This window comes from Rhodovulum adriaticum (genome assembly GCF_004345735.1).
GTDB lineage: Bacteria > Pseudomonadota > Alphaproteobacteria > Rhodobacterales > Rhodobacteraceae > Rhodovulum > Rhodovulum adriaticum.
This window is the reverse complement of sequence record NZ_SLXL01000013.1, coordinates 57270-81746: the sequence shown is the minus strand read 5'-3', so window position 1 is coordinate 81746 and position 24477 is coordinate 57270. Positions and strand designations below refer to the sequence as shown.

Annotated in this window: 20 protein-coding genes and 1 tRNA gene; 4 read left to right on the top strand and 17 right to left on the bottom strand. The window is 63.9% G+C overall.

Annotation, left to right across the window (positions count from 1 at the left end; genetic code table 11):
• The 8 genes from EV656_RS14175 to rplJ all read right to left on the bottom strand — a co-directional run.
• The coding region (locus tag EV656_RS14175; protein ID WP_018294844.1) for a GTP-binding protein at positions 1-94 on the bottom strand (94 nt) is incomplete at its 3' end.
• Positions 95-157: 63 nt separating this feature from the next.
• Positions 158-2275 (bottom strand): elongation factor G, encoded by a 2118-nt coding sequence (fusA, locus tag EV656_RS14170; RefSeq protein WP_132605244.1) that lies wholly within the window; start codon positions 2273-2275, stop codon positions 158-160.
• A 27-nt stretch (positions 2276-2302) separates the two neighbouring features.
• Positions 2303-2773: a 30S ribosomal protein S7 gene (gene rpsG / locus EV656_RS14165; RefSeq protein WP_132605242.1), complete on the bottom strand. Its 471-nt coding sequence runs from the start codon at positions 2771-2773 to the stop codon at positions 2303-2305.
• A 12-nt stretch (positions 2774-2785) separates the two neighbouring features.
• A complete protein-coding gene (gene rpsL, locus EV656_RS14160; RefSeq protein WP_132605241.1) occupies positions 2786-3157 on the bottom strand; it encodes a 30S ribosomal protein S12 in 372 nt (123 codons plus the stop codon).
• Positions 3158-3654: 497 nt separating this feature from the next.
• Positions 3655-7899, bottom strand: a complete 4245-nt coding sequence (gene rpoC, locus EV656_RS14155) for a DNA-directed RNA polymerase subunit beta' (RefSeq protein WP_132605239.1) — start codon at positions 7897-7899, stop codon at positions 3655-3657.
• Positions 7900-8004: 105 nt separating this feature from the next.
• A complete protein-coding gene (gene rpoB, locus EV656_RS14150; RefSeq protein WP_132605237.1) occupies positions 8005-12141 on the bottom strand; it encodes a DNA-directed RNA polymerase subunit beta in 4137 nt (1378 codons plus the stop codon).
• Positions 12142-12388: 247 nt separating this feature from the next.
• Entirely contained in the window at positions 12389-12769 is a 381-nt protein-coding gene (rplL, locus tag EV656_RS14145; RefSeq protein ID WP_132605235.1) for a 50S ribosomal protein L7/L12, read from the bottom strand.
• A gap of 72 nt (positions 12770-12841) precedes the next feature.
• Positions 12842-13360 (bottom strand): 50S ribosomal protein L10, encoded by a 519-nt coding sequence (gene rplJ, locus EV656_RS14140; protein ID WP_132605233.1) that lies wholly within the window; start codon positions 13358-13360, stop codon positions 12842-12844.
• A 364-nt stretch (positions 13361-13724) separates the two neighbouring features.
• Here rplJ and EV656_RS16820 point away from each other — a divergent pair, with 364 nt between their 5' ends.
• The gene (locus tag EV656_RS16820) at positions 13725-15227 is read left to right on the top strand and encodes an SGNH/GDSL hydrolase family protein (RefSeq protein WP_165919018.1); all 1503 of its coding nucleotides are present in this window, start codon (positions 13725-13727) and stop codon (positions 15225-15227) included.
• Between the two features lie 66 nt (positions 15228-15293).
• Here the strand turns inward: EV656_RS16820 and rplA are convergent, their stop codons facing one another.
• The 5 genes from rplA to EV656_RS14110 all read right to left on the bottom strand — a co-directional run bounded on the left by rplA (position 15294) and on the right by EV656_RS14110 (position 17622).
• Positions 15294-15992: a 50S ribosomal protein L1 gene (gene rplA / locus EV656_RS14130; protein ID WP_132605230.1), complete on the bottom strand. Its 699-nt coding sequence runs from the start codon at positions 15990-15992 to the stop codon at positions 15294-15296.
• A 5-nt stretch (positions 15993-15997) separates the two neighbouring features.
• Positions 15998-16426, bottom strand: a complete 429-nt coding sequence (gene rplK, locus EV656_RS14125; protein ID WP_132605228.1) for a 50S ribosomal protein L11 — start codon at positions 16424-16426, stop codon at positions 15998-16000.
• Positions 16427-16531: 105 nt separating this feature from the next.
• The gene (gene nusG, locus EV656_RS14120; protein WP_132605226.1) at positions 16532-17065 is read right to left on the bottom strand and encodes a transcription termination/antitermination protein NusG; all 534 of its coding nucleotides are present in this window, start codon (positions 17063-17065) and stop codon (positions 16532-16534) included.
• A gap of 177 nt (positions 17066-17242) precedes the next feature.
• Positions 17243-17434: a preprotein translocase subunit SecE gene (secE, locus tag EV656_RS14115; RefSeq protein ID WP_132605224.1), complete on the bottom strand. Its 192-nt coding sequence runs from the start codon at positions 17432-17434 to the stop codon at positions 17243-17245.
• A 112-nt stretch (positions 17435-17546) separates the two neighbouring features.
• Positions 17547-17622: transfer RNA gene (locus tag EV656_RS14110), tRNA-Trp, on the bottom strand.
• Between the two features lie 101 nt (positions 17623-17723).
• Here EV656_RS14110 and EV656_RS14105 point away from each other — a divergent pair.
• A complete protein-coding gene (locus EV656_RS14105) occupies positions 17724-18572 on the top strand; it encodes a class I SAM-dependent methyltransferase (RefSeq protein ID WP_132605222.1) in 849 nt (282 codons plus the stop codon).
• A 94-nt stretch (positions 18573-18666) separates the two neighbouring features.
• On the opposite strand, the gene EV656_RS14100 is transcribed toward EV656_RS14105, so the two are convergent.
• On the bottom strand, positions 18667-19074 hold the full coding sequence (locus EV656_RS14100) for a hypothetical protein (RefSeq protein ID WP_132605220.1): 408 nt from the start codon (positions 19072-19074) through the stop codon (positions 18667-18669).
• 486 nt (positions 19075-19560) lie between these two features.
• Complete coding sequence (gene ettA / locus EV656_RS14095) at positions 19561-21228, bottom strand: energy-dependent translational throttle protein EttA (protein WP_132605218.1); 1668 nt, start codon at positions 21226-21228, stop codon at positions 19561-19563.
• A 115-nt stretch (positions 21229-21343) separates the two neighbouring features.
• On the opposite strand from ettA, the gene EV656_RS14090 reads away from it, so the two are divergent.
• Together EV656_RS14090 and dacB are read left to right on the top strand one after the other, a co-directional pair.
• Positions 21344-21940: a nicotinate-nucleotide adenylyltransferase gene (locus EV656_RS14090; protein ID WP_132605216.1), complete on the top strand. Its 597-nt coding sequence runs from the start codon at positions 21344-21346 to the stop codon at positions 21938-21940.
• 72 nt (positions 21941-22012) lie between these two features.
• On the top strand, positions 22013-23503 hold the full coding sequence (gene dacB, locus EV656_RS14085) for a D-alanyl-D-alanine carboxypeptidase/D-alanyl-D-alanine endopeptidase (protein WP_132605214.1): 1491 nt from the start codon (positions 22013-22015) through the stop codon (positions 23501-23503).
• Between the two features lie 84 nt (positions 23504-23587).
• Here the strand turns inward: dacB and EV656_RS14080 are convergent, their stop codons facing one another.
• A complete protein-coding gene (locus tag EV656_RS14080; RefSeq protein ID WP_200276588.1) occupies positions 23588-23956 on the bottom strand; it encodes a hypothetical protein in 369 nt (122 codons plus the stop codon).
• Positions 23956-24378, bottom strand: coding sequence for a tellurite resistance TerB family protein (locus EV656_RS14075; RefSeq protein ID WP_132605212.1), 423 nt, complete (start codon positions 24376-24378; stop codon positions 23956-23958). Before EV656_RS14075 ends, EV656_RS14080 begins: the two co-directional genes overlap by 1 nt.
• Between the last annotated feature and the right edge of the window lie 99 nt (positions 24379-24477).

Here is a 24477-nt window from a genome sequence, read left to right as displayed (position 1 = left end):
TCGCCGCCGTCAGCGTCGTCTTGCCGTGGTCAACGTGACCGATCGTGCCGATGTTCACGTGCGGTTTCGTACGTTCAAACTTTTCCTTCGCCATGATGGCCTCCTCTTGTTCTGTGGGCCGGGCGTCGCGCAAACGCGCGCCCGGCGGGTGTCCCTATCAGGCGTATTTCGCCTGGATCTCTTCGCTGATGTTCTGCGGCACCGGCTCGTAGTGGTCGAACTGCATCGTGAACTGCGCGCGGCCCGAGGACATCGAGCGCAGGTTGTTGATGTAGCCGAACATGTTGGCCAGCGGCACGAAGGCGTTGATGACGATCGCGTTGCCGCGAGTCTCTTGCCCCTGCACCTGGCCCCGACGCGAGGTCAGGTCACCGATGATGTTGCCGGTGTATTCCTCCGGCGTCACCACCTCGACCTTCATGATCGGTTCCAGCAGCTTGGCGCCACCCTTCTTCAGGCCCTCGCGCATCGCGGCACGCGCCGCGATTTCGAACGCCAGCACCGAGGAGTCCACGTCGTGGTAGGCACCGTCGATCAGCTTGACCTTGAAGTCGATCACCGGGAAGCCGGCCAGCGGGCCGCTATCCATGACCGAGTTGATGCCTTTTTCCACGCCGGGGATGTATTCCTTCGGCACCGAACCGCCGACGATCAGCGACTCGAAGCTGTAGCCTTCGCCCGGCTCGGTCGGGGAAACGACCATCTTGACCCGCGCGAACTGACCCGAACCACCCGACTGTTTCTTGTGGGTGTAGTCGATTTCGGCCTCGTGGCTGATGGTTTCGCGATAGGCCACCTGGGGTGCACCGATATTCGCCTCGACCTTGAACTCCCGCTTCAGGCGGTCGACCAGAATGTCGAGGTGAAGTTCGCCCATGCCCTTCATGATGGTCTGACCGGATTCCAGGTCGGTTTCCACGCGGAAGGACGGATCCTCGGCAGCCAGACGCGCCAGGCCCTGGGACATCTTCTCTTGGTCGGCCTTGGTTTTCGGCTCGACCGCGATCTCGATCACCGGGTCGGGGAAGGTCATGGTTTCCAGGACGACCGGCGCCTTGGGATCGCACAGCGTGTCGCCGGTGGTGGTGTCCTTCAGGCCCGCCAGCGCGATGATGTCGCCCGAACCGGCCCACTCGATTTCCTCGCGCGAGTTGGAGTGCATCATCATCATACGGCCGATGCGCTCTTTCTTGCCCTTGGTCGAGTTCAGAACCGATTCACCCTTGGACATGATGCCCGAGTAGATCCGCGTGAAGGTCAGAGAGCCCACGAAGGGGTCGTTCATGATCTTGAACGCGAGACCCGAGAACGGCTCGTCGTCGCCGGGGCGGCGCTCGATGTTGCGGGTTTCAGTTTCGTCCTCGGGCGCAAAGCCCATGTAGGGCGGCACGTCCAGCGGACCCGGCAGGTAGTCGATGACGCCGTTCAGCAGCGGCTGCACGCCCTTGTTCTTGAAGGCCGAGCCACACAGAACCGGAACGAAGGACATCGACAGCGTGCCCTTGCGGATCAGCTTGCGCAGAGTGTCGATATCGGGCTCGTTGCCCTCCAGGTAGGCCTCCATCGCCTCGTCGTCCTGCTCGACGGCAAGCTCGACCAGTTCGGCGCGCATTTCCTCGGCCTTGTCCTTCAGGTCAGCCCGGATTTCCTGACGGGTCCAGGTCGCGCCCAGATCCTCGCCTTTCCAGGTCCACTCTTCCATGGTGACCAGATCGACGATGCCTTCCAGCTGATCCTCGGCCCCGATGGGCATCTGGATCGGCGCGGGCGTGGCCCCGGTGCGGTCCTGGATCATGCGCACGCAGTTGAAGAAGTCGGCGCCGATCTTGTCCATCTTGTTGACGAACACGATGCGCGGAACCTTGTAGCGGTCAGCCTGACGCCACACGGTTTCGGTCTGCGGCTCAACACCGGCGTTGGCGTCCAGAACGGCAACGGCACCATCGAGCACGGCGAGCGAACGCTCCACCTCGATGGTGAAGTCGACGTGGCCGGGGGTGTCGATGATGTTGAAGCGGTGCTTCTCGGTCTGCGCCGACTGGCCATCCTCGGTGCGTTCCCAGAAGGTGGTCGTCGCAGCCGAAGTGATGGTGATGCCGCGCTCCTGCTCCTGCTCCATCCAGTCCATGGTCGCGGCGCCGTCATGGACTTCGCCGATCTTGTGGGACTTGCCGGTGTAGAAAAGGATGCGCTCGGTGCAAGTGGTCTTGCCGGCGTCGATATGCGCCATGATACCGAAGTTACGGTAGCGCTCGAGGGGATAATCGCGTGCCATGGGTCAGGTCCTGAGGGCCAGAGAGGGTTACCAGCGGTAATGGCTGAAGGCTTTGTTCGCCTCGGCCATCTTGTGGGTGTCTTCGCGCTTCTTCACGGCGGTACCACGCGATTGAACCGCGTCGATCAGCTCGCCGGCGAGGCGTTCTTCCATGGTGTTTTCGTTGCGGGCGCGCGAGGCGGTGATCAGCCAGCGGATGGCCAGCGCTTCGCGGCGCTCGGGGCGCACTTCGACCGGCACCTGGTAGGTGGCGCCGCCGACCCGGCGCGAACGCACCTCGACCGAGGGCTTCACGTTGTCCAGCGCCTCGGCAAAGACCTCGACGGGGGCACGCTTCAGCTTCGCCTCGACGCGGTCCAGCGCGTTGTAGACGATACGCTCGGCGACCGACTTCTTGCCGTCGATCATCAGGTTGTTCATGAACTTGGTCAGCACCCGGTCGCCATACTTGGCGTCGGGCAGAATTTCGCGCTTCTCGGCAGCGTGACGACGGGACATTGACGTCTCTCCTTACTTCGGACGCTTGGCGCCGTATTTCGAGCGGCGCTGCTTGCGGTCTTTGACGCCCTGGGTGTCCAGCACACCGCGCAGGATGTGATAGCGGACACCCGGAAGGTCTTTGACCCGGCCGCCGCGGATCAGCACGACCGAGTGTTCCTGGAGGTTATGGCTTTCGCCGGGGATGTAGCTGATCACCTCGTAACCATTGGTCAGGCGCACCTTGGCAACCTTCCGCATGGCCGAGTTCGGCTTCTTCGGCGTGGTGGTGTAAACGCGCGTGCAGACGCCCCGCTTCTGCGGGCAGGCCTGCAGGTGCATGGACTTCTGGCGTTTCACTTTCGGCTGCCGCGGCTTGCGGATCAGCTGCTGGATTGTCGGCATTCCGGTTCCCCGTGTTGCAACCCGTTCAATTCTCGTCTCTCATGCGTTCCATGCGTTCACGAAACGCGAAAACCGCATACGCTCCCTGATCGCGGGAACGACGCGGTGGAATTCCAGAGGATCGGGGCCGAGGCCCGGATCGTGACCACATCAGTTCTGATTTCAGGCATGGCAGACAGGGCCGCCGGCCCGAGTGAAGCGTCTATAGGTCGAGTCGGAAGGGGTGTCAACACTCCTGCGGCCAATCAGCGGAATGGTAAGGGCACTGAACCCGGCGCGCCTGCCAAACGGGCTGCACGCCGCAAGGTATCGCCCGGTTGGAATAATGCCCCTACCCCCTACAGCGTCAACACACTCGCCCGGGAACGGAAAAATCTTGGCGACGATTTCTTGCGCCGCGGAAAGACCGTGTTTCTCTTCGGCCTCGGGCGGCTGGCAAAAAGAAACGCCCCCGACGTTTCCGGCGGGGGCGTCTGATCTTTCGCGGATCGGGCGGCTTATTCTTCGCGGCCCTCGGGCGTTTCGACAAGCCCCGCATCGCCAGCATCGCTGGCGATATCTTCCACCGGCGCCGCCAGGGCCGCAGCGGCCTCGGCCTCGGCGCGACGGGCGTCGATCACCTTCTGGTCGCGCTCGGCCGCGATGTGGCGCACGCGCTGGCTGGCCCCGCCGGTGCCAGCCGGGATCAGGCGGCCGACGATCACGTTCTCCTTCAGGCCCACCAGCTTGTCGCGCTTGCCCTGAACGCTCGCCTCGGTCAGCACGCGGGTGGTTTCCTGGAACGATGCCGCCGAGATGAACGACCGGGTCTGCAGCGAGGCCTTGGTGATCCCCAGCAGGATCGGTTCGCCCTGCGCCGGGCGGCCGCCTTTGGCGATGGCCTTCTCGTTGGCCTCGTCGAACTCGGCCTTGTCCACGGTCTCGCCCTTCAGCAGCGTGGTTTCCCCGCTATCGAGGATTTCCCACTTTTGCAGCATCTGGCGAACGATCACCTCGATATGCTTGTCGTTGATCTTCACGCCTTGCAGACGATAGACCTCCTGCACCTCGTCGATCATGTAATCGGCCAGCGCCTCGACACCCATGATCGACAGGATGTCATGCGGCGCGGGGTTGCCGTCCATGATGTAGTCGCCCTTCTGGACGAAGTCGCCCTCCTGTACCGGGATGTGCTTGCCCTTGGGCACCATGTATTCCACGGGTTCCAGGCTGTCGTCCGCAGGCTCGATCGATATACGGCGCTTGTTCTTGTAGTCGCGCCCGAACCGGACATAGCCGTCGATCTCGGCGATGATCGCGTGGTCCTTGGGACGGCGTGCCTCGAACAGTTCGGCCACCCGCGGCAGACCGCCGGTGATGTCCTTGGTCTTGGCGCCTTCACGCGGGATACGTGCGACCACGTCACCGGCCTTGATGTCCTGCCCGTCCTCGACCGACAGAATGGCATCGACCGACATCGGGTAGGTCACCGGGTTGCCGGCCTCGTTGCGGACAGGTTCGCCGGTTTCGGGATCGACGATCAGGATCTCCGGCTTCAGGTCGTTGCCCTTGGGCGCGGCGCGCCAGTCGGACACGATCTTCTGGGTCATGCCGGTGGCGTCGTCGGTTTCCTCGCGGACAGAGATACCGCTGGTCAGGTCCACGAACTTGGCCCGGCCGGCCTTCTCGGCGATGATCGGCAGGGTGTAGGGGTCCCATTCGAACAGTTTCTCGCCACGCTCGACCGACGCCCCCTCGGTGACGAAGACCTTGGTCCCGTAGCCCACCTTGTAAGAGGCGCGCTCGACCCCGTTCTCGTCCACGATGGCGATCTGCATGTTCCGGCCCATCACGATCTGGGCGCCGGCGGCGTTTTCCAGAAGGTTGGGGTTTTGGAACACGATCTTGCCGGCCTGGCCTGCCTCCTGGAAGGATTGCTGACCACCCTGCGCGATGCCGCCGATGTGGAAGGTCCGCATCGTCAGCTGCGTGCCCGGCTCGCCGATCGACTGGGCGGCGATGATGCCCACCGCCTCGCCGACGTTCACCATGGTCCCGCGCGCCAGGTCGCGACCGTAACAGGCCGCGCAGACGCCCTCTTCGGCCTCGCAGGTCAGCGGGCTGCGGATGCGCACGCTGGCAACACCGGCCTCTTCGATCGCCTCGGCCTTGCGCTCGTCGATCAGCTCGTTGCGACAGACGATCACCTCGTCGGTGCCGGGCTTCAGCACGTCCTCGGCGGCAACGCGGCCCAGCAGGCGCTCGGAAAGCGAGGCAACGATTTCGCCGTCGCTGACCGCCGCTTCGCAGGTGATCGCATTATCGGTGCCGCAATCGTTGCTGCGCACGATGCAGTCCTGCGCCACGTCCACCAGACGCCGGGTCAGGTAACCCGAGTTGGCGGTCTTGAGCGCGGTATCGGCCAGACCCTTACGGGCGCCGTGGGTGGAGTTGAAGTACTCCAGCACGGTCAGGCCTTCCTTAAAGTTCGAGATGATCGGCGTCTCGATGATCTCGCCCGACGGCTTGGCCATCAGGCCGCGCATGCCGCCCAGCTGTTTCATCTGCGCCGGGGAACCCCGCGCGCCCGAGTGGGCCATCATGTAGACCGAGTTGGGTTCCATCTCGGCGCCGGCATCGTCCACCCGCACGGCCGAGATATCTTCCATCATGGCGCCGGCCACGGCGTCGGAACATTTCGACCAGGCATCGACGACCTTGTTGTATTTCTCGCCCTGCGTGATCAGACCGTCCAGGTATTGCTGTTCGAACTCCTTCACCTGTTCGCGCACGCCCTCGACGATGTCCCACTTGCTTTCGGGGATCACCATGTCGTCCTTGCCAAAGGAGATGCCCGCCTTGAACGCCTCCTTGAAGCCCAGGCTCATGATCTGGTCGCAGAAGATGACCGACTCTTTCTGGCCGCAGTAGCGGTAGACGGTGTCGATGACCTGCTGGACCTCTTTCTTGCGCAGCAGGCGGTTGACCAGCTCGAACGGGGCCTTGGTGTTCAGCGGCAGCAGCGCCCCCAGCCGGGCGCGGCCCGGGGTGGTTTCACAGCGCTTCAGCACCTCGTTGCCGTGCTCGTCGATCTGCTTGATCCGCGCGGTGATCTTGGCGTGCAGGTGCACCTCGCCCGCGTCCAGGGCGTGCAGCACCTCGTCGACATCGGCAAAGACCATGCCTTCGCCCTTCATGCCGTCGCGCTGCATCGTGATGTAATACAGGCCCAGGATCATATCCTGCGACGGCACGATGATCGGCGCGCCGTTGGCCGGCGACAGCACGTTGTTGGTCGACATCATCAGCACGCGCGCTTCCAGCTGGGCCTCCAGGCTCAGCGGGACGTGCACGGCCATCTGGTCGCCGTCAAAGTCGGCGTTGAACGCCGAACAAACCAGCGGGTGCAGCTGGATCGCCTTGCCCTCGATCAGCATCGGCTCGAACGCCTGAATGCCCAGACGGTGCAGCGTCGGCGCCCGGTTCAGCAGAACCGGGTGTTCGCGGATCACCTCGTCCAGGATGTCCCAGACCTCGGGGCGTTCCTTTTCGACCAGCTTCTTCGCCTGCTTGACGGTGGAGGACAGGCCCTTGGCCTCTAGCCGCGAGTAGATGAACGGCTTGAACAGCTCCAGCGCCATCTTCTTGGGCAGGCCGCATTGATGCAGCTTCAGTTCCGGGCCGGTCACGATGACCGAGCGGCCGGAAAAGTCGACGCGCTTGCCCAGCAGGTTCTGGCGGAACCGGCCCTGCTTGCCCTTCAGCATGTCGGACAGCGATTTCAGCGGCCGCTTGTTGGCGCCGGTGATGACCCGGCCGCGGCGGCCGTTGTCAAAGAGCGCATCCACCGATTCCTGCAGCATCCGCTTTTCGTTGCGCACGATGATGTCGGGCGCGCGCAGTTCGATCAGCCGCTTCAGGCGGTTGTTGCGGTTGATGACGCGGCGGTACAGGTCGTTCAGGTCCGAGGTCGCAAAGCGGCCCCCGTCCAGCGGCACCAGCGGGCGCAGTTCCGGCGGGATGACCGGGATCACGGTCAGGATCATCCATTCAGGGCGGTTGCCGGATTCAAGGAAGCTCTCGACGACCTTCAGCCGCTTGATGATCTTCTTGGGCTTCAGCTCGCCGGTGGCCTCTTTCAGCTCTTCGCGCAGGCGCTCTGCCTCGGACTCCAGGTCGATCTGGGCCAGCATCTCGCGGATGGCCTCGGCGCCGATCCCGGCGGTAAAGGCGTCGGCGCCATACTGGTCCTGGGCGTCCATGAACTCTTCTTCGGTCATCATCTGACCGTAGTTCAGGTCGGTCAGACCCGGCTCGATCACGACGTAGTTTTCGAAATAGAGCACGCGTTCCAGATCGCGCAGCGTCATGTCCAGCATCAGACCGATGCGGGAGGGCAGCGATTTCAGGAACCAGATATGGGCAACGGGCGCGGCCAGTTCGATATGGCCCATGCGCTCGCGGCGCACCTTCTGCAGGGTCACCTCGACGCCGCATTTCTCGCAGACGACGCCGCGATACTTCATGCGCTTGTATTTACCGCACAGGCACTCGTAATCCTTGATCGGGCCAAAGATACGGGCACAGAACAGGCCGTCGCGTTCCGGCTTGAACGTGCGGTAGTTGATGGTCTCGGGCTTCTTGATCTCGCCGTAGGACCAGCTGAGGATGCGTTCAGGCGAAGCGAGCGAGACCTTGATCTCGTCGAATTGCTTGGGCGCGGCCAGCGGGTTGAGCGGGTTGGTGGTCAGTTCCTGGTTCATCTCTCGATCCTTGGATGGGGTGCGGAAGGGGGAAGGCGCGGTGGGTTGGCACCCACCCTACGAAACCGGCGTAGGATGGATGAAACCCACCATTAGGGCGTCGCCCTACTCGTCCTCCTCCGCATCCAGGAGTTCCATGTTCAGCCCGAGGCCGCGGACTTCCTTCACCAGAACGTTGAAGGATTCCGGCACGCCGGCCTCGAAATTGTCCTCGCCCTTGACGATGGATTCATACACCTTCGTCCGGCCGGCCACGTCGTCCGACTTCACCGTCAGCATTTCCTGCAGGGTGTAGGCGGCGCCATAGGCCTCCAGGGCCCAGACTTCCATCTCACCCAGGCGCTGACCGCCGAACTGCGCCTTGCCGCCCAGCGGCTGCTGGGTGACCAGGCTGTAGGGCCCGGTCGAGCGCGCGTGGATTTTTTCGTCCACCAGGTGGTGCAGCTTGAGCATGTATTTCACGCCCACGGTGACCTTGCGCGCGAACGCCTCGCCGGTGCGGCCGTCAAAAAGGGTCGACTGACCGCTCGTGTCAAAGCCGGCGCGGACCAGCGCGTCGTTGATGTCGTCCTCGCGCGCCCCGTCGAAGACCGGGGTCGCGATCGGCACACCACGGGTGATGGTGCCGGCGGCCTCGACCAGGGTTTCCTCGTCCATCTCGGCGACGCCTTCTTCGTAGACCTCGTCGCCATAGGCGATGCGCATGGCGTCGCGCACCGGCGTCAGGTCGCCCGAACGTCGGTATTCCGCCAGCGCCGTGCCCACCTGTTCACCCAGGGCCCGGCTGGCCCAGCCCATATGGGTTTCCAGGATCTGACCCACGTTCATCCGCGAAGGCACACCCAAGGGGTTCAGCACCAGATCGACCGGGGTACCATCGCCCAGGAACGGCATGTCCTCCATCGGGACAACCTTGGACACCACGCCCTTGTTGCCGTGGCGGCCGGCCATCTTGTCGCCCGGCTGCAGCTTGCGCTTAACCGCGATGAAGACCTTGACCATCTTCATCACGCCCGGCGGGAGGTCGTCGCCCCGGCGCACCTTTTCGACCTTGTCTTCGAAACGGTGTTCCAGTGCGCGTTTCTGCGCCTCGAACTGAGCGTTCAGCGCCTCGACCTGGGCGGCGTCTTCCTCGCCCTCCAGGGCAAGCTGCCACCACTGGCCGCGGCTCAGGCCTTCCAGCAGATCCTCGGTGATGGGCGAATTCGCGGCCACGCCGCGCGGCCCCTTCACCGCGGTCTTGCCCAGCAGCATCGACTTGAGGCGGGCGTAGATGTTGCGCTCCAGGATGGCGAGTTCGTCGTCCCGGTCACGCGCCAGGCGCTCGACCTCTTCACGCTCGATCTGAAGGGCGCGCTCGTCCTTCTCGACGCCGTGGCGGTTGAAGACGCGCACCTCGACCACGGTGCCGTAGTCGCCCGGCGGCAGACGCAGCGAGGTGTCACGCACATCCGACGCCTTTTCGCCGAAGATCGCGCGCAGCAGCTTTTCCTCGGGCGTCATCGGGGATTCACCCTTGGGGGTGATCTTGCCCACCAGAATGTCGCCCGGGCCGACCTCGGCGCCGATATAGACGATGCCCGCTTCGTCGAGGTTGCGCAGCGCTTCCTCGCCCACGTTGGGGATGTCGCGGGTGATCTCTTCCGGGCCCAGCTTGGTATCGCGGGCCGCGACCTCGAATTCCTCGATATGGACGCTGGTGAACACGTCGTCGCGCGCGATGCGCTCCGAGATCAGGATCGAGTCCTCGTAGTTGTAGCCGTTCCAGGGCATGAAGGCGACGACCACGTTGCGGCCGACCGCCAGTTCCCCCATGTCGGTCGACGGACCGTCGGCGATCACCTCGCCCTTGCCGACCTCCTGGCCCACCTTCACCAGCGGCTTTTGGTTATAGCAGCTGTTCTGGTTGGAGCGCTGGAACTTGCGCAGGCGGTAGATGTCCACCACCGGATCGCCCGGCGCCAGGTCGCCCGTGGCCCGGATAACGATCCGCTGGGCGTCCACCTGGTCGACCACACCGCTGCGCCGCGCCAGGATGGCAGCGCCGGAATCGACGGCCACCTTGGCCTCCATGCCGGTGCCGACATAGGGCGCATCGGCCTGCAGCAGCGGCAGCGCCTGCCGCATCATGTTCGAGCCCATCAGCGCGCGGTTGGCGTCGTCGTTTTCCAGGAACGGGATCAGCGAGGCCGCGACCGACACCAGCTGGCGTGGCGACACGTCGATCAGGTCCACCTGTTCGCGCGGGGCCATGGTGTATTCGCCGGACTGGCGGGTGTTCACCATGTCGTTCGTGAAATGCCCGTTATCGTCCAGGTTCGCGTTCGCCTGGGCAACGGTGTGGCGCATTTCCTCGGTGGCGGACATGTAATGGACCTCGTCGGTCACATGGCCGTTTTCCACCTTGCGGTAAGGCGTTTCGATAAAGCCGTATTTGTTGACCCGCGCAAAGGTCGCCAGACTGTTGATCAGGCCGATGTTCTGACCTTCCGGCGTTTCAATCGGGCACATGCGGCCGTAATGGGTCGGGTGCACGTCGCGCACCTCAAAACCCGCGCGTTCACGCGTCAGACCGCCCGGGCCAAGCGCCGAAAGGCGGCGTTTGTGGGTAACCTCGGACAGCGGGTTGGTCTGGTCCATGAACTGCGACAGCTGCGAGGAACCAAAGAATTCGCGCACCGCGGCCGCCGCGGGTTTCGCGTTGATCAGATCCTGCGGCATGACCGTGTCGATCTCGACGCTGGACATGCGTTCCTTGATGGCGCGTTCCATGCGCAGCAGGCCGACGCGGTACTGGTTTTCCATCAGTTCGCCGACCGACCGCACGCGGCGGTTGCCTAGGTGGTCGATATCGTCCACCTCGCCCTTGCCGTCGCGCAGTTCCATCAGCGCCTTGATGCAGGCGATGATGTCTTCCTTGCGCAGGGTGCGTTGGGTGTCGGGCGCATCCAGCGCCAGGCGCATGTTCATCTTGACCCGGCCGACTGCGGACAGGTCATAACGTTCGGGGTCGAAGAACAGCGTGTCGAACAGCGCGGTCGCGGTATCGACGGTGGGCGGCTCGCCGGGGCGCATGACGCGGTAGATATCCATGAGCGCGGTTTCCCGGTTCATGTTCTTGTCCTGCGCCATGGTGTTGCGGATATACGGGCCGACATTGACGTTATCGATGTCCAGCACCGGGATATCGGTAACACCGGCATCCAGCAGCGCCTTCAGGGTGCCGCCGGTCACCTCGCCGTCCTTGTCGACCTCCCAGGTCAGCTCGTCCCCGGCCTCGACATAGATCGCGCCGGTTTGCTCGTTGATGATGTCCTTGGCGACGTAGCGGCCCACGATCTGATCGAACGGCACCAGCAGCTCGGTGACCTTGCCCTCGTCCACCAGCTTCTTGACCTGGCGCGGCGTGACCTTGTCGCCGGCCTTGCAGATCACCTCGCCGGTGGCTGCGTCGATCAGGTCGAAGGTCGGGCGTGTGCCGCGAACCCGCTCGGGGAAGAACTTGGTGACCCAGCCGCGGCTCTTCTCCAGCTTGTAATCGACCGTGTCGTAATAGGCATCCATGATGCCTTCCTGGTCCAGCCCCAGGGCGTAGAGCAGCGTGGTCACCGGCAGTTTGCGGCGACGGTCGATGCGCGCAAAGACGATGTCCTTGGCGTCGAACTCAAAATCCAGCCACGACCCGCGATAGGGGATGATCCGGCAGGCGAACAGCAGCTTGCCCGACGAATGCGTCTTGCCCTTGTCGTGGTCGAAGAACACGCCCGGGCTGCGGTGCATCTGGGACACGATCACACGCTCGGTGCCGTTGACCACGAAGGTCCCGTTCTGCGTCATGAGCGGCATGTCGCCCATGAACACATCCTGTTCCTTGATGTCCTTCACCGACTTGGCGCCGGTATCCTCGTCCACATCGAAAACGATCAGACGCAGGGTGACCTTCAGCGGCGCGGAATAGGTCATATCGCGCTGCTGGCACTCTTCCACGTCGTATTTCGGCGCTTCCAGCTCGTAGCGGACGAACTCCAGCACCGCGGTCTCGTTGAAATCCTTGATCGGGAAAACCGACTGGAACACGCCCTGGATGCCTTCGCCATCGGCCGGCGCGGGGCCGTCGCCAGAGTTCAGGAACAGGTCGTAGGAGGATTTCTGGACCTCGATGAGGTTCGGCATCTCCAGCACTTCGCGGATCTTGCCGTAATACCTGCGGAGTCGTTTCTGGCCAACGTAGCTTTTCGCCATGTCGTGGTCTCACCTTTCGTCTGTCGCGGCCGCACCTGCCGTCGGGCTCCGGCGGTGCACCGCTCACGAAACAAGGGGGTCAGGTTCCATTCCCGCGGCCGTCCCACCGGCCGCTCCCGAACCTCGAACCGCACCTTGAAAAAGGCTCGTTCGCGAAAGCCCTTTCCAAGACAGGTTCGGCTGGGCCCGGGAAAACCCCGGACCCAGCCATATCACATGGGATCGCGGGCCAGCGCCCGCGCCCGGATCACTTGAGCTCGACTTCGGCGCCAGCCGCTTCGAGCTTGCCTTTGATCTCTTCGGCTTCGGCCTTGTCGACGCCTTCCTTGACGGCTTTGCCGCCGGCCTCGACCAGCTCCTTGGCCTCTTTCAGGCCCAGGCCGGTGATCGCGCGGACCTCTTTGATGACGTTGATCTTCTTGTCGCCAGCGGCTTTCAGGATCACGTCGAATTCGGTCTGCTCTTCGGCAGCGTCGCCACCGGCGTCACCCGCGGGGCCGGCCATCATCACGGCGCCGCCAGCGGCGGGCTCGATGCCGTATTCGTCTTTCAGGATGGTTTTCAGTTCCTGCGCCTCGAGCAGGGTCAGACCCACGATCTCTTCGGCAAGTTTCTTCAGATCAGCCATGTTCTGTTCCGTTCTTTCACATTTCCTGTTCCAACGCGAAGTATCTGCACCTCACGCGGGATCACATGTTGCTCAAGCGGCTTCCGCACGCTCCTCGATGGTCGAGAGGATGCTCGCGATGTTGGAAGCGGGCGCGCCAATGGCACCGGCGATGTTGCTGGCAGGTGCGCCGATACAACCGACGATGGAGGCGATAAGCTCCTCGCGCGACGGCATGTCGGACACTGCCTTGACACCGGCCCGGTCCAGGGCCGTCTCTCCCATGGCGCCGCCCAGGATCTCGAACTTGTCGTTATCCTTGGCGAAACCCTCCGCGACCTTGGCTGCTGCCACGGGGTCTTCGGAGTAGGTGAGCACGGTCATGCCCGTCAGAAGGTCGGCGATGCTGGCGCAGGGCTTTCCATCGAGGGCGATCTTGGCGAGCCTGTTCTTGGCGACGCGAACGGACCCGCCCGCTTCACGCATACGCGCGCGCAGGTCCTGCATCTCGGCAACCGTGAGACCCGCGTAGTGCGCAACCACCACGACGCCAGAGCTTTCGAAGATCTGGCCGAGTTCCTCGACCACTTTCTCTTTCTGGGCTCTATCCACAGTTTCACTCCAATTAGGGGGTTGCCCCCCGGCTCTTCCTTGCCGGCGAACCGGCGTTCAGATCCGTCAAACGGGGCTGAGCCAAAACCGCCCGAGGTCTATCCCCGGTCATTCTGGTCGTGTCCCGTCTCAGGCAGGGAATTAAGGGGCTGTTGCCCCACCCACCGTCTTTGACGAAAAGCAAAGGAGCGCGGGACGAATCGCGCGCTCCAGAGCCGTAGGGCTTGTTAGGACTAATCGCGCCGGATGCCAAGCCCCGAGTGTCATTTTCATGCCCGTTCTACGGGTATCCCGGCTTGACCGGGCGGCGCCCCGGACCCATCCTGCGTCGGGTATACGGTCCCTTCCGCGCGAGGTCCAGCATATGACGCTCCCTTCCCCGCAACTTGTCTTTTTCGGCGACAGCCTGACGGACGACGGCAACCTGCTGGCCCTGACAGAGGGGCTGGTCGACGAAAGCTACCGCGCCGAAATCGGAACGGACGGACGGATCAGCAACGGGGCCGTCTATTCGGAATATGTCGCCGACCTGCTGGGCCTGACGGTGTCCGACAACTACGCCGTTGCCGCCGCCAAGGCCCTGGGCGTGGCCGAACTGGGCGAGCGGATCATCAAATCCGGCTACGAAGAGGCCCTGCTGGTTCCCCCCGACGACCCGCGCCTTGCCCAGGACATCAACCTCGCCGGGCAGCTTTCACGCTTCTACGGCGATTACCAGGGCACCGACCTGACAGACACAACGGCCTTCTTCCTGATCGGCGCCAACGATTATGGCGCCATCGACCTGTCCGACCAGGAAAACCTGTGGAGCACGGCGATCACCACGCTGTATCAGGTCGCGGGCGCGACGGCGCAGGCGGTTCGCGATATCGTGGACTACGGCCTGGGCGAGGTCGTCGTATCCAACCTGCCCATGGCGACCTTCTTCCCGTCGCTGGCCGATGCCACCCCGGACCAGAAAGCGCAGGCCGACCTGTTCTTGCAAATCAGCAACGGCATTCTAGAGGCCACGGTCGCCGGGCTGGCCGATGAGGGGGTGCCGGTCAGGATGCTGAACCTTGAGGCGGTCACGACCGCAATCACCGAGGATCCCGCCGGTTTCGGCCTGCTGGCCCCGCTGGACCTGACCCTGCAAGAGGGCGCACCCGAAGACCTGGACGCCTACGATGCCGATCAGGTCGCGTTCTGGGACAGCCTGCACCCCACGACCGCGACGCACGGGATCATCGGCGGATACGTTGCCCACGCACTGACCGACCCGGTTTCCGCCCTGACGGACTATTCCAACTGGGCCTTTCAGGATCAGGGGGATGATCTGGTCCTGGCCTATGGCGGAAACGATCTGGTGGCGACCGGCGCGGGCAACGACCTGATCCTGGGCGGCAGTGGCAACGACTGGCTGAACGGCGGGCGCGATGACGATCTGCTGTCCGGCGGGTCGGGCAACGACCAGCTGACCGGCGCAGGCGGCAATGACATCCTGGGCGGCGGCCCCGGCGACGATACGCTGCGCGGCGGATTCGGCAACGATCTGCTGATCGGCGGCACCGGGTCGGATACGGCCTTGGGCGGGTTCGGCGCGGACAACTTCCTGTTCACCGAACCGAACCTGATCGGCGGCGAGATCGCAACCGACCTGATCGATGGCGGCTATGGCGAGGACACGCTTTACCTGGTGCTGTCCGCCGAAACCCTGGCCGCCCAGGGCGAGGCCCTGACCGGGGCAGACCCGGATGCCGCCCTGGCCGGGCTGGGGCTGGAGGTCCGCAACGTCGAAAACATCGTCCTGATCGAGGGGCGCGACGGCCTGTCGGATCTTGTCGGCTGGACACAGTTCGACACCGCCGACCTGTGGGGCCTTACCTGACACCCGCCGAAACGGAAAAAGGGCGCCGCGACCGCGACGCCCTTTCCCTGATCGGTATTGCCTGGCTCAGTTGCCGGTGGCCGAAGTCACATCGACTGACACGCCCGGCCCCATGGTGGAGCTGAGGCTGACCTTCTTCATGTAGGTGCCCTTGGCGCCCGAGGGCTTGGCCCGGTTCACCGCATCCACGAAGGCGCGCACGTTCTCGACCAGCTTGCCCTCGTCGAACGAGACCTTGCCGACACCGGCATGCACGACGCCGGCTTTCTCGGCCTTGAACTGAACCTCGCCGCCCTTGGCGGCCTCGACGGCGGCCTTTACGTCCATAGTCACCGTGCCGACCTTGGGGTTCGGCATCAGGTTACGCGGGCCCAGGATTTTACCTAGGCGGCCGACGATCGGCATCATGTCCGGGGTCGCGATGCAGCGGTCGAACTCGATCGTGCCACCCTGGATGGTTTCCATCAGGTCTTCGGCGCCCACGATATCGGCGCCCGCCTCTTTCGCCTCTTCGGCCTTGGGGCCGCGGGCAAAGACCGCCACGCGCACCGTCTTGCCGGTGCCGTTGGGCAGAGTGACCACACCGCGGACCATCTGGTCGGCGTGGCGCGGATCGACGCCTAGGCACATCGCGATCTCGACGGTTTCGTCGAATTTCGCGTTGGCGTTGGATTTCACCAGCGCGACCGCCTCTTCGACAGTCACGTCTTCCTTGCCGGCAAAGGCCTCGCGCGCGGCGCGGGTACGTTTCCCAAGTTTCGCCATGTCGCTTACCCCTTCACCTCGATGCCCATCGAGCGGGCCGACCCCAGGATGATCTTCATCGCCGCCTCGACATCGTTGGCGTTCAGATCCTTCATCTTCGCCTCGGCGATCTCCCGAACCTGGGCAACGGTCACGCTGCCGGCGGTTTCACGCCCCGGGTTGTTGGCCCCGGATTTCAGCTTGGCGGCCTTCTTCAGGAAATAGGACGCCGGCGGCGTCTTGATGTCCATCGTGAAGGACTTGTCCTGATAGTAGGTGATGATGGTCGGGCACGGCGCGCCCGGCTCCATCTCCTGCGTCTTGGCGTTGAACGCCTTGCAGAATTCCATGATGTTGATGCCGCGCTGACCCAGCGCGGGGCCCACGGGCGGGCTGGGGTTCGCCTGACCGGCGGGCACTTGCAGTTTCATCGTGCCTGCGAGCTTCTTGGCCATCTGGCCGTCTCCTCTTTGTCACCGCGCCAACCCACGCGAGGGCGGCGCATCGGTTTAGTGGTCCGGTCCCACGGGCGCGCCCGCGAACCTCCCACGGCTCTCGCGTCAGGCCTGCTTGGCGACCTGCGCGAATTCCAGTTCGACCGGGGTCGCCCGGCCAAAGATCGACACCGTCACCTTCAGGCGCTGGTTGTCGTCATCCACTTCCTCGACCATGCCGGCAAAGCCCTCGAACGGCCCGTCGGTCACGTTCACGTTCTCGCCCACCTCGAAGCTGATCAGCGAACGCGGCTGCGCCTCGCCCTCTTCAGCGCGGTGGAGGATGTGGTTCACCTCTTCGTCGCGCATCGGCATCGGTTTGCCCTGCGGGCCCAGGAACCCCGTGACACGGTTGATCGACGTGATCAGGTGATAGCCGCGATCCGTCATCTCCATGCGGACCAGCACATAGCCGGGCATAAAGCGCCGCTCTGCCGTCACCTTCTTGCCGCGCCGCACCTCGATCACCTCTTCGGTGGGCACCAGCACCTCTTCGATCTCGTCTTCCAGACCGGCCTCGGCGACGGCATGCCTGATCTGCTCGGCGATCTTTTTCTCGAAATTCGAGAGCACGCTCACCGAATACCACCGCTTCGCCATGTCGACCGTCACCTCGCATCCGCCGGCTCGTAGCCGGTTCATTTCGTCACTTGCGTCTCTGGCAGAATACAAAACAGCGCGCATCCCCGAATCGATGCACGCCGGAGCCAAGAGTAGCGCACCGCTTACCGCCGCGTGCACGCCGTTTCAAGGCCCCGCTTGCCGGAAACCCCGACCCTAGCCGAAAAAGCCCAGGATCAGTTGCAGCCCGCTGCGGATCAACCAGTCCACGAAGAAGAAGAAGATCGCCGTCAGCGTCGCCATGATCAGGACCATGATCGTCGTCAGCACCACCTCGCGCCGCGTCGGCCAGACCACTTTGGAGATTTCCGCGCGTGTCTGCTGAATGAACTGAAGAGGATTTGCCATGGCGGTGAAGGTTCCGATCCGTATCTTGCAACGGCGCCGGGATACGCTGTGCTGCCGCGCTTTGCAAGGGCCGACCCGGCCCGTCACCCCGACGATGTTCTGGCTGTGGACCTGGCAGGGGCGGAGGGGCTCGAACCCCCGACCCTCGGTTTTGGAGACCGATGCTCTACCAACTGAGCTACACCCCTAAGGTCCGGGGGACCGATTACGCCACCCGTCCCAGAGATTCAAGCCGCTTTTCGACCGCGGCCGCTGGTTTTGCCCCCGCCCCGGTGCTAAGCAATGCCGCATGCAGCAGCCCCCCCTGGACGATATCCGCGCGCGTTTTGCCGCCGCCCCGTGGGAGGCCATCGCCCCCACCTCACTGGGTGTGGCGCGCAAGGTGCCCAGCATGCTGAGCGAGACAGAGCGCAAGCTGTATTTCTGGGCCGCGCGGGACTGGGCGCAGGGGCGCGGCGCGATCGTGGATCTGGGGTGTTTCGCGGGCGGGTCCACCGCCTGCCTGGCCGAGGGGCAGCGCCAGGCCGGGCATGGCGCGCCGATCCATGGCTACGACCGCTTTACCGCCACCAGCGGCGTGAAAAAGCGAGTGCTGCAACCGGCCGGCATCCCGCCGTTCCGCGGCCGCGACATCCTGCCCGTGGCGCAGGCCCTACTGTCGCCCTGGTCGGACCGGGTCACCCTGCACCCCGGCGAGATCGAGGAAAACGGCTGGCATGGCGGCCCGATCGAGATTCTGGTGCTGGACGCCTGCAAATCGACCGAGGCCATCGACCGGATGTCGCAAACCTTCTACCCGGCGCTGATCGCCGGGGGGGCGCTGGTGATTCAGCAGGACTATTTCCACTGGCGCCAACCCTGGATCGCCGCGCAGATGGAACGGCTGGCCGATCATTTCGTGCCCCTGGCCCCCTGCCCCGACAGCACGATGATCTTTTTCTGCCGCAAGCCCCCCGACGCCGCCGCCCTGGTCCGCGCCGCCTGCACCCGGATGCGCGACAAGGATCTTATCGCCGGGGTGCAGTCCGCCCGCGCCCGGCTGGCGGGTTTCGGGATGACGGACCGCTTCGACCACATGATCGCGGCGATCCGCGCCAACCCGGGACAGCGCATCGCGTGGCGGTTCGAAAGGCCGTGAGGGGGGGAGTTAGAGGGCGCACACTTATGGCCCGCAGAAACACCGAGCATTACATAAGAATACAGAAATATAATTTTCTTAAGCAATTAAATCCCTAAGCGAATAGAACGAATATGAGCAATATAATAATCCACGATAGCACACAGGCCTCCAATGCCCTTTTAAACTTAAGATAGTCTTCTGCCATCAGATGATCAAATTTGTCTTCACGCTCCTTATCGCTACAGCTTTTTCCGACATTTTGCGTGACCTCCGCTATATACCCATAAGCTCGAATAAACATCCAAAGGGTCAAAAAAATTCCCAGGAAAAAGATCGCCCTAAGATAAAACTGAGGCACTATTCCAGAATCAGGAGATAAACGAAGAATCAAGGCGCTAGTAGTCGCGAAAAATGCGACAACCGTAATCCCGACCTTTGGCAACTCAACCAAGAGCTTGTGACGCTCAGATTCATCCTTATTTGCGCGCCTTTTATTTGGCGTTACCGGAACTTGTGTCATTTAGTTCTTTCCTTAGCATCTCGCTCGATTGGATCGGCCAGAACCTTCAAGCACTTTTCCCGCACATAACCTTCCAGATAAACTCGCAAATCACCTATATTCCGAAAGTATCCCTTCCTTAATCCGTATTCAGCCCTCTTCTCCGCCTGGTCCCTTACAGTTTTGGAACCTCGCGCAATTCTATGCCGCTTCTTGGCGCCAATACCGTGTTTTTTTGCTGTCTTCGCCGCAGAGAGATACTCCGTTGCTCTAGAGCAGCCAATTAGAATTTTTGAGTTAGTCAATTCAGAGAATTCTGCCTCGGAGTAACCGCGAGACCTCACAAGGTCTTCAACTCGACCCTTCACTTTATCCGTTTCGTTAGGCAAATTAAGCCACCCCAACAATCAAACCCTTGAAGATTGCGAGAGTAATACCAGAAAGCTTACATCTTGTAAGCTCCAGGTTGTCTTTTGGCGGCTACTATCGCCTTTGGGTCACACCACCCTACCTCGCAAACTTCTTGTACTTCACCCGCTTCGGCTCCACGCTGTCCGGTCCCAGCCGCCTGATCTTGTCTTCCTCGTAGGCTTCGAAGTTGCCCTCGAACCACTCCACATGCGCCTCGCCCTCAAAGGCCAGGATATGGGTGCACAGGCGGTCCAGGAAAAAGCGGTCGTGCGAAATGATGACGGCGCAGCCGGCGAAATCCTCCAGCGCCGCTTCCAGCGCCTGCAGGGTTTCCACGTCCAAGTCGTTGGTCGGTTCGTCCAGCAGCAGCACGTTGCCGCCGGATTTCAGCAGTTTCGCCATGTGGACGCGGTTGCGTTCCCCGCCTGACAGCAGGCCCACCTTTTTCTGCTGATCGCCGCCCTTGAAGTTGAAGGACGAACAATAGGCGCGGCTGTTCACCTCGGCGTCGCCCAGGGTGACGATGTCCAGCGCGTCGGTGATTTCCTCCCACACCGTCTTGTCGGGGTCCAGCGCGTCGCGGGACTGGTCGACATAGGACAGCTGCACCGTGTCGCCAAAGGTGATGCTGCCCTCGTCGGGCTGTTCCTGCCCGGTCAGCATGCGAAACAGCGTCGATTTACCCGCGCCGTTGGGGCCGATAACGCCGACGATACCGCCCGGCGGCAGGGCGAAGGTCAGATCCTCGATCAGCAGGCGGTCGCCATAGCCCTTTTTCAGGCCCTCGACCTCGATCACCTTGCCGCCCAGGCGCGGGCCGTTGGGGATGATGATCTGGGCGCGCGACAGCTTTTCGCGTTCCGACTGGCCGGCCATTTCCTCATAGGCCTGGATACGAGCCTTGGATTTCGCCTGCCGCGCCTTCTGGCCTGCGCGAATCCAGTCCAGTTCGCGTTCCAGTTGCTTCTGCCTGGCCTTGTCCTCACGCGCCTCTTGTTCCAGGCGCTTGGCCTTTTGTTCCAGCCAGCTGGAATAATTGCCCTCGTAGGGGATGCCGCGGCCGCGATCCAATTCCAGGATCCAGCCGGTGATGTCATCCAGGAAGTAGCGGTCGTGGGTGACGATCAGGATCGTGCCCTTGTACTCGATCAGGTGCTTTTGCAGCCAGGCGATGGTTTCGGCGTCCAAATGGTTGGTCGGTTCGTCCAGCAGCAGCATGTCGGGCGCTTCCAGCAGCAGCTTGCACAGCGCGACCCGGCGGCGTTCCCCGCCCGACAGGGTTTCGACGGGCGCGTCGTCGGGGGGGCAGCGCAGGGCCTCCATCGCGACGTCGATCTGGCTGTCCAGATCCCACAGGTTTTCCGCGTCGATCTGGTCCTGAAGGGTGGTCATCTCCTCCATCAGATCGTCGGAATAGTCCTCGGCCACTTGCATCGCGATCTCGTTGAAGCGGTCGATCTTGGCCTTCTTCTCGGCCACGCCCAGCATGACATTTTCACGGACCGACAGGTTGGGGTCCAGTTCCGGTTCCTGCGGCAGGTAGCCGACCTTGGCGCCCTTGGCGGCCCAGGCCTCGCCGGTGAAATCCTTGTCCCAGCCGGCCATGATGCGCAGCAGCGTGGATTTACCGGCGCCGTTGACGCCCACGACCCCGATCTTGACCCCGGGCAGAAAGCTGAGGCGGATGTTTTCAAAGCATTTCTTGCCGCCGGGATAGGTCTTGGACACACCGTCCATGTGGTAGACATACTGGTAGGAAGCCATCGGGAACCGCCTTCATGCGTTTGTGCCTGAGTTGCCCGCTGACATAGCGATTCCGCTGGACAAGGGCAATGCGGGGCGGGTTAACGTGCGCGTCGGTTGCAACGGAGGGACCGCAATGCGGACCGGATTTCCCAAAGCTGCGCCGGGCATGCGCATCGGCCTTCTGGGCGGGTCATTCGACCCCGCCCACGAGGGGCATGCCCATATCACGCGGGCCGCGCTGAAGGGGTTCGGACTGGATCGCGTCTGGTGGCTGGTCAGCCCCGGCAACCCGCTGAAACCCGAGGGCCCCGCGCCGATGGCGCGCCGGATCGCGGCGGCGGAACGGATCATGCACGACCCCCGCGTGACCATCACCGATATCGAGGCCCGGCTGGGCACGCGCTATACGGCGGCGACGCTGGGCCAGCTGAGGACATTGTACCCCGGCGTGCATTTCGTCTGGCTGATGGGCGCGGACAACCTGATGACGTTCCACCGTTGGGATCGGTGGGAATGGATCCTGCAAAACGTCCCGGTGGGCGTACTGGCCCGGCCCGGCCAGGGGGTTGGCGCACGGCGATCCAGGGCGGCGATCGCGTTTGCACGCTACCGGGTGCCGGCCACGCATTCACGCGCGCTGGCATTGCGGGACACACCGGCCTGGTGTTTCCTGAACGTGCCGCTGGTCCACATCTCGTCCTCGGACATCCGGGCACGTGGAGAGTGGTAAAACACTGAAACACTCTGTCCCCGGGGCGCTGCGCGCTTGCTCCGAAGGGGCGGATTTGCTTCACTCTCTGCCATGAAGGGCCCGGCAATCCCCCTGTCCCGGCGTGCATTTCTGGCCGCCGCAACCGCCAGCGTGGCAAGCGAGGCGCTGGCCACGCCGCTGGCGCGCAGTCCGCGCCCTGTTGCCCGGCCCGAACTGGCCCGGCGCGCGGTGGCCCTGGACCGCCTGCTGGCCGACGCGCGGCTGAGCGGCAAGATCGGCCTGGCCGTGGCCGATGCCCGTACCGGCGAGATGCTGGAGGTGCATAACCCCCTGCTGGGCCTACCGCCCGCCTCGGTCACCAAGGCGGGAACGGCCTTCTACGCGCTGGAGGCATTGGGCCCCGATCATCGGTTTGAGACGCGGGTTATCGCCACCGGCCCTGTCAGGTCCGGACGCATTCAGGGCGATCTGGTGCTGGTCGGCGGGGGCGATCCGACGCTGGATACCGACATGCTGGGCGATCTGGTGGCCAAACTGACCGCCGCCGGGATACGCGGCGTGACGGGCCGGTTCCTATACCATTCCGGCGCTTTGCCCGAACTGGCGGCGATCGACCCGGGCCAGCCGGATCACGCAGGTTATAACCCCGCGATTTCCGGGCTGAACCTGAATTTCAACCGGGTGCATTTCGAGTGGCGCCGCAACGGCACGGGATACGCGGTCACGATGGATGCCCGCGCCCGGCGCTACCGCCCCGAGGTGGGCGTGGCCCGCATGCGCGTGGTCCAGCGCGCCGCGCCGGTCTACACCTATTCCTCGATGGGAGGGGTGGACGAATGGACGGTGGCACAGGGCGCGCTCGGCAATGGCGGGGCGCGCTGGCTGCCGGTGCGGCGGCCCGCGCTTTATTGCGCCGAGGTTTTTCACACCCTGGCCCGCGCCCAGGGGCTGCGCCTGCCCGACCCGCGCCCTGCCCCGGCCCCGCCCCGCGGCGCGTTGCTGGCGCATCACCTCAGCGCGCCGCTGTCCGAGATCCTGCGCGCCATGCTGAAATACTCCACCAACCTGACCGCCGAAACGGTCGGCCTGGCCGCGACCCTGGCACGCGGGGGCCAGCCCACGGGGCTGGCGGCCTCGGGGCAGGCGATGACCGAATGGATTGCGGCCAGGGTGGGCACGCGCCGGGCCCGGTTCGTGGACCATTCCGGGCTGTCCGACGCCTCGCGCATCTCAGCGGCAGAGATGGTGCGCCTGCTGGTCGCGGTGGGCCCCGACGGCCCGCTGAACCCGCTGATGAAGGACATCCCGATCCGCGATGCCAACGGCAAGGTCATGTCCGGCCACCCGGTCAAGGTGCGTGCGAAAACCGGCACATTGAATTTCGTCTCGGCGCTGGCGGGCTATGCAACCGGGCCCGATGGCCGCGACCTGGCCTTCGCCATCTTCACCGCGGACGAGGATCGCCGCGCCCGCCTGACCGTGGCCCAACGCGACCGCCCACCCGGCGGGCGCGCCTGGATCGGCCGGTCGCGGACGCTGCAACGGGCGCTGGTGGCACGATGGGGGCTGCTCTACGGGTGACGAACCGGCCCGCGTGGAACGCAGCACGGGGCAGTCAGACCGTTTTCCCGCTGTCCTGCGCGGTCAACGGTTTGCACCAGCCGGTCAAACGCCCGCGGGCCGTGTGATCAGCACCCCCGCGACCCATTCCGCCTGGTTATGAAAGTCGTTGATCAGGTCCATCTCGGCGGCGGTGCAGTCCAGCAGCAGTTTCAACTCGCCATCCCGCTTGGTCAGGTCCAGCGAGGCAACGACGCCAGTAACCCGCCCCGCCCCCAGGCTGCCGCGCCAGACATCCACCCCGTCGCCATCAATGGCGCGCGTCCCGTCCAGATAGCCGTAATCCAACGGATAGGTGATCTGGGGAAAGCGCGGGTGCGCGCTGCCCCGGGGGCGGTCGATCACCAGTTTGACCCCGGCGACAAAGGCATCGGCAAAGGGCCAGAAACGGTCGGGCAGATCGGCAGGAACCATCAGGCCACCATGTGGCGCGCGCGCGCCGCCCGTTCGATCGCCGCACCGGCCAGGCGGTCGATGTTCAGCTCGTACCGGATTTCCTCTAGCAGGCGCAGTTCCTGTTCGCCCAGCCGGCCATCGGCGGCGGCGACATCGCAGGCCAGTACATAGGCGGTTTCATACAGCTTTTCGGGCAGCGCCTCGCGCACCAGCCCGAACAGCGCGTCCAGACCGTCGTATTCCTCGAACAGTTCCAGCACGGCGCTGGACACGGCCGGGATGCGTTCGACGTCGTAATCGGCAAAGACCGGCAGGTGGTTCACCATCCGCTCGATCGTCACCAGTTCGGCCGTGCGGATCGTTTCATCCGAGGCCGAGACGGCCAGCATTATGGCCACAAGTGCGTCGGGGGCGGTCAGGGGGGCGGTTTCGGTGCTCATTTCGGCCTCCTTCGGGCATGTTGCGGCGCAGAATATTGACGTAGCCCACACCGGGCAATAGGACACGGGCCTTGCCGGGCATGGGGCCCGGCCCGACTG